The sequence below is a fragment of the Acidisphaera rubrifaciens HS-AP3 genome, from assembly GCF_000964365.1.
Lineage (GTDB): Bacteria > Pseudomonadota > Alphaproteobacteria > Acetobacterales > Acetobacteraceae > Acidisphaera > Acidisphaera rubrifaciens.
The window spans coordinates 1-5,969 of sequence record NZ_BANB01000341.1; the positions used below are offsets into that span (position 1 = coordinate 1).

Below are 5,969 nucleotides of genomic sequence, written 5' to 3' on the forward strand. Positions count from 1 at the left end.
GGCCTGTCGTTTCAGCCGGCAAGAAATGACCGGGGGCGGGCGGCGATCGCGCGCGGGCGCGGTGCCCGGCGCCGGTGGGCAGGCGGGTTGGCACGCGGGTTGCGTTCCGTCTGTCCCGGAAGCGCGCTGACGAAGCAACCACACGCGACGCGGCACCGACGCCGCTGCGACATCATCGGGGAGACCACGACAAGATGGCATCCGCCAGCCAGAGGCCCGGCACACCGGGCCTGTCCGCACGCCTGCGCCGTGCCGCCCGTGCGGCGACCTTCCTGTTCGCCGCGGCGACCGCCGCCGCATCGGTGGCACCGGTCGCCATCCCGTCCGCCCGCGCGGCCGACGACGGCCCGATCAAGGTCGGTATCCTGCACTCCCTGTCCGGCACCATGGCCATCAGCGAGACGACGCTGAAGGACGTGATGCTCATGCTGATCGATGAGCAGAACAAGAAGGGCGGCGTCCTCGGCCGCAAGCTGGAACCGGTCGTCGTCGATCCCGCGTCCAACTGGCCGCTGTTCGCCGAAAAGGCGCGCGAACTGATCTCCGTCGATCACGTGTCCGCCGTGTTCGGCTGCTGGACGTCGGTATCGCGCAAGTCGGTGCTGCCGGTTTTCAAGGAGCTGGACAATATCCTGTTCTATCCCGTCCAGTACGAGGGCGAGGAGAGCGAGCGCAACGTCTTCTACACCGGCGCCGCCCCGAATCAGCAGGCGATTCCCGCCGTCGACTATCTGATGAGCGAGGAGCACGTGAAGCGCTGGGTGCTGGCCGGCACCGACTATGTCTATCCGCGCACGACCAACAAGATCCTTGAAGCCTACCTGAAGTCCAAGGGCGTCAAGGATGAAGACATCATGATCAACTACACGCCGTTCGGCCAGTCCGACTGGCAGAGCATCGTGTCGCAGATCAAGCGCTTCGGCTCGGCGGGCAAGAAGACGGCGGTCGTGTCGACCATCAACGGCGACGCCAACGTGCCCTTCTACAAGGAGCTGGGCAACCAGGGCATCAAGGCGACCGACATCCCGGTGATCGCCTTCTCCGTCGGCGAGGAGGAGCTGGCCGGCATCGACACCAAGCCGCTGGTCGGCCATCTCGCCGCCTGGAACTACTTCATGAGCGTCGACACGCCCGAGAACAAGGCGTTCATCGAGCGCTGGCGCGCCTGGACCAAGAACCCCAAGCGGGTCAGCAACGACCCGATGGAAGCCCACTACATCGGCTTCAATATGTGGGTGAAGGCGGTGGAGAAGGCCGGCACCACCGATCCGGACAAGGTGATCGCCGCGATGATCGGCGTCTCCGTCCCGAACCTGTCGGGCGGCTACGCGGCGATGATGCCGAACCACCACATCACCAAGCCGGTGCTGATCGGCGAGATCGAGGACAACGGTCAGTTCAACATCGTCAGCCAGACGCCCGGTCTGATCGTGGCGCAGGAATGGTCGCCCTACCTGCCCGGCTCGCGTGACCTGATCGCCGACTGGCGGCCGCCGATGTCGTGCGGCAACTATAACGTCAAGATCGGCAAGTGCCTGGGTGCCGGCAGCCTGACCGCGGGCAAGTAGGCCGGACGACGCGGAGCGCGACGATGCGCGCCCTCCTCCTCGTGGTGGCGCTGCTCGGTCTTCTGGTCGGCCCGCACGGGCCGGCCAGTGCCGAGGGCGGCGTCGCCCCGGCCCTCGCCGCGCTGTCGTCGCGCCATTATGACGACATCGCGAACGGGGTCGCCGCGCTGGCGGTATCCGGCGACCCGAGGGCCGCCGCCATTCTCGGCGCGCTGCAGGGCGGCCGTCTCTATGCGCGGGCCGACCACGCGCTGTTCATACGCGGCCCCGACGGCACCTATGTCGACGCGGCGACCGGCGCCCCGGCCGCCGACCCCGGCACGTTGCGGGAGGTGCGCGTCAACAACGCCGTGCGCCGCGCGCTGGATGCCGGGCTCGGCGCGCTGCGTCTGTTCGCCCCGGACGCGGCGGTGCGGGCGACGGCTGCGGACACGCTGTTCGCGCAACCCGATCCGGCGGCGATCCCCGCCCTGGACCGCGCCATCGCCAGCGAGCCGGATGCCGGCGTGAAGACGCGGATGGAACAGGCGCGGGCCGCGGCCATCCTGCAGAAACCCGATGCGTCGGAGGCCGACCGGCTTGCCGCCGTCGCGACCCTGCGGGCACGCGGCGGGCTGGAGGCGCGGGGCCTGCTGGAGGGCCTGTCCGGCCAGCCGCCCGCGGTCGCCCATGCGGCGGCGGCGGCGGTCAGCGCCCTCGATTTCGACCTCCGTCTCTGGAACTACGCGCAGAGCGCCTGGTACGGCCTGTCGCTCGGCTCGGTGCTGCTGCTGGCGGCGACCGGTCTCGCGATCACCTTCGGCGTCATGGGCGTGATCAACATGGCGCATGGCGAGATGGTCATGCTCGGTGCCTATGCGACCTATGTGGTGCAGGTGCTGTTCCGCGCCTATGTGCCGCCGGGGCTGTACGGCCTCAGCATCCCGGTGGCGATCCCGGTCGCCTTCGTCGTCGCCGGCATCGTCGGCATCGCGATCGAGCGGCTGATGATCCGCTTCCTGTATGGCCGGCCGCTGGAGACGCTGCTCGCGACGTTCGGCCTGAGCCTCATTCTCCAGCAGGCGGTGCGGACGATCTTCGGCCCGACCAACCGTGACGTGGACACGCCCGCCTGGATGAGCGGGGCGACGCAGATCGGCGGGCTGCAGATCACCTTCAACCGCCTGTACATCATCCTGTTCGCGGTCGGCGTGCTGTTCGCCCTGATGGCGGTGCTGCGCCGCACGCCGCTGGGGCTGCAGATGCGGGCCGTGACCCAGAACCGGCGCATGGCAGCGGCGATGGGCATACGCACGCCATGGGTCGACGCCCTGACCTTCGGCCTCGGCTCGGGCGTCGCCGGCATGGCGGGCGTGGCGCTGAGCCAGATCGACAATGTCTCGCCCAATCTCGGCCAGGGCTACATCATCGACAGCTTCATGGTCGTGGTGTTCGGCGGCGTCGGCAATCTGTGGGGCACGGCGGTGGGCGCCGTCGTGCTCGGCGTCATCAACAAGTTCCTCGAACCGGTGGCCGGCGCCGTCCTCGGCAAGATCGTCGTGCTGGTGCTGCTGATCCTGTTCATCCAGCGCCGGCCGCGCGGGATGTTCCCGCTCAAGGGACGGGCGGCCGAGGCATGAGTCCCGCGCCCCGCGCTCTCGCCGTCCCCCTCGCCGTCCCGGTCATCGTGACGGGGACGGCCGTCCTGGTCGCCGCCCTGGCCCTCGGCGGGGTGGCGCCCGCCTATATCGTGTCGCTGTACGGCAAGTATCTCTGCTACGGCATACTGGCGCTGGCGGTCGATCTCGTCTGGGGATTCGGCGGCATCCTCAGCCTCGGCCACGCGGCGTTCTTTGCCCTCGGCGGCTATGCCATGGGCATGTACCTGATGCGCCAGATCGGACCGCGCGGCGTCTATGGCGACCCACTCCTGCCGGACTTCATGGTGTTCCTGAACTGGCACGCCCTGCCCTGGTACTGGCACGGGTTCAGCCATTTTCCCTTCGCCCTCGTCATGGTCATGCTGGTGCCGGGGCTGCTGGCGCTGGTGTTCGGCTACCTCGCGTTCCGCTCGCGCGTCTCCGGCGTCTATCTGTCGATCATCACCCAGGCGCTGACCTATGCGCTGCTGCTGGCCTTCTTCCGCAACGACATGGGCTTCGGCGGCAACAACGGTCTGACCGATTTCAAGGACATCCTCGGCTTCAACATCGAGAGCGGCCGCACGCGCGCCGCCCTGCTGGTCGCGACCGGCGTCGTGCTGTCGCTGCAATACGTGCTCGCGCGCGCCGTGACGCGGTCGCGCTTCGGCAAGGTGCTGATTGCCGTGCGTGACGCCGAGAGCCGGACCCGCTTCCTCGGCTACCGGCCGGAGAGCTACAAGCTGGTGATCTGGGTGCTGTCGGCGGTGATGGCCGGCATCGGCGGGGCGCTGTACGTGCCGCAGATCGGCATCATCAACCCGGGCGAGTTCGCGCCCACGAACTCGATCGAGGCGGTGATCTGGGTCGCCGTCGGCGGCCGCGGCACGCTGGCCGGACCGATCCTCGGCGCCGTGCTGGTCAATTTCGCCAAGACGCTGCTGACCGGCACGCTGCCGGAGGCGTGGCTCTATGCCCTTGGTTTCCTGTTCGTGTTCGTCACGCTGGTGATGCCGAAGGGGCTGATGGGCCTGGTCCGCATGCGCCGGCGCGACGACGTGCCCGGCGCCGCGGCGGCCGCGAGCGCCGCCAAGGAAGCCACGGGATGAGCGCCGAACCGGAGGGCGCGATCGGCGCGGTCGCCGACACCCTGCTGTACCTGGATGGCGTGAGCGTCAGCTTCGACGGGTTCCGCGCGCTGAACAGCCTGTCGCTGGTGCTGGCGCCGGGCGAGATGCGCGCGGTGATCGGCCCGAACGGCGCCGGCAAGACGACCATGATGGACGTCATCACCGGCAAGACCCGGCCCGATACCGGCCGCGTCGTGTTCCGCGCCGACACCGACCTCACGAAGCTGGACGAGCCGGCGATCGCGCAGCTCGGCATCGGGCGGAAGTTCCAGAAGCCGACCGTGTTCGAGCCGCACACCGTCTGGGACAACCTGCTGCTGGCGCTCGCCGGCGACCGCCGCCCGGGCTTCACGCTGCGCGCCCGGGAGACGGCGGAGGAACGGGCACGCATCGAGTCGATCCTGCGCACCATCCGCCTGTCGGACCACCGCGCCCGGCGCGGCGGCGACCTGTCGCATGGGCAGAAACAATGGCTCGAGATCGGCATGCTGCTGGCGCAGGAGCCGGAACTGCTGCTGGTGGACGAGCCGGTGGCCGGCATGACCGACGCGGAGACCGAGCAGACGGCCGAGCTGCTGCGCGAGATCAACCGCACCCGCAGCGTCGTCGTGGTCGAGCACGACATGGCGTTCGTGCGCGCGCTCGGCGTGAAGGTGACGGTGCTGCACGAGGGCAGCGTGCTGAGCGAGGGGACGATCGACCATGTCAGCGAGGACCCGCGCGTGATCGAAGTCTATCTGGGGCGCTAGGGCATGCTGTCGGTCGAGGGCGTCGATCTGCATTACGGGGCGGCCATCGCGCTGCGGGGCGTGTCGATCAGCGCCACCGCCGGAGCCGTCACATGTCTGCTCGGCCGCAACGGCGTCGGCAAGACGAGCCTGCTGCGCGCGATCGTCGGCGCGCATCCGATCACGCGCGGCGCGATCCGCTGGGACGGGGCCGATATCAGCCGCCTGCCGCCCTACGAGCGGGCCCGGCGCGGCATCGCCTGGGTGCCGCAGGGACGCGACATCTTCCCGCTGCTGACCGTGCGCGAGAATCTGGAGACCGGCTTCGCCGTCCTGCCACGGCGGGCGCGGCGGGTGCCGGACGAGATATACGAGCTGTTCCCGGTGCTGAAGACCATGCTGCGCCGCCGCGGCGGCGACCTGTCGGGCGGCCAGCAGCAGCAACTCGCCATCGCCCGCGCCCTGGTGACCAAACCGCGCCTGCTGGTGCTGGACGAGCCGACCGAGGGCATCCAGCCGAGCATCATCAAGGATATCGGCCGCGTCATCGCCCTGCTGCGCCGGCGCGGCGACATGGCCATCCTGCTCGTCGAGCAGTATTACGACTTCGCGCGCGAGCTGGCGCAGACGATCGCCGTGATGGATCGCGGCGATATCGTGCTGTCGGGCGCGCCGGGGGAGCTGGACGAACAGGATGTACGACGCCGCCTGTCCGTCTGAGGCCGCGACCGAGACCCCGCAACGTGCCCGTGGCGAGCTTCGTATCGGTTTCGGCCTGCGCGACGGCGCGACGGCACTGCGCGACCTGTATCAGTCAGGGTGCCTGAAGGCCCGCTTTCCCCGGCCGGAGCGCGGCGGCGCGCCGGTCGCGGTGCTGCTGAACACGGCGGGCGGCATCGCCGGCGGCGACCGGCTGCGCACGGC

6 protein-coding genes are annotated in these 5,969 nt (G+C 69.5%); all 6 read left to right on the top strand.

Features of this window, described 5'->3' with window-relative positions:
* Positions 1-194: 194 nt before the first annotated feature.
* Entirely contained in the window at positions 195-1,568 is a 1,374-nt protein-coding gene (gene urtA, locus B8460_RS10755; protein ID WP_084623502.1) for an urea ABC transporter substrate-binding protein, read from the top strand.
* 23 nt (positions 1,569-1,591) lie between these two features.
* A complete protein-coding gene (gene urtB / locus B8460_RS10760; protein ID WP_048861599.1) occupies positions 1,592-3,187 on the top strand; it encodes an urea ABC transporter permease subunit UrtB in 1,596 nt (531 codons plus the stop codon).
* A complete protein-coding gene (gene urtC, locus B8460_RS10765) occupies positions 3,184-4,296 on the top strand; it encodes an urea ABC transporter permease subunit UrtC (protein WP_048861600.1) in 1,113 nt (370 codons plus the stop codon). Before urtB ends, urtC begins: the two co-directional genes overlap by 4 nt.
* Complete coding sequence (urtD, locus tag B8460_RS10770) at positions 4,293-5,066, top strand: urea ABC transporter ATP-binding protein UrtD (RefSeq protein WP_048861601.1); 774 nt, start codon at positions 4,293-4,295, stop codon at positions 5,064-5,066. Before urtC ends, urtD begins: the two co-directional genes overlap by 4 nt.
* Positions 5,067-5,069: 3 nt before the next feature.
* Positions 5,070-5,765: an urea ABC transporter ATP-binding subunit UrtE gene (gene urtE, locus B8460_RS10775; RefSeq protein ID WP_048861602.1), complete on the top strand. Its 696-nt coding sequence runs from the start codon at positions 5,070-5,072 to the stop codon at positions 5,763-5,765.
* Positions 5,740-5,969: hypothetical protein (locus B8460_RS10780; RefSeq protein WP_048861603.1), on the top strand; the 230-nt coding region annotated here is incomplete at its 3' end. The genes urtE and B8460_RS10780, both read left to right, overlap by 26 nt.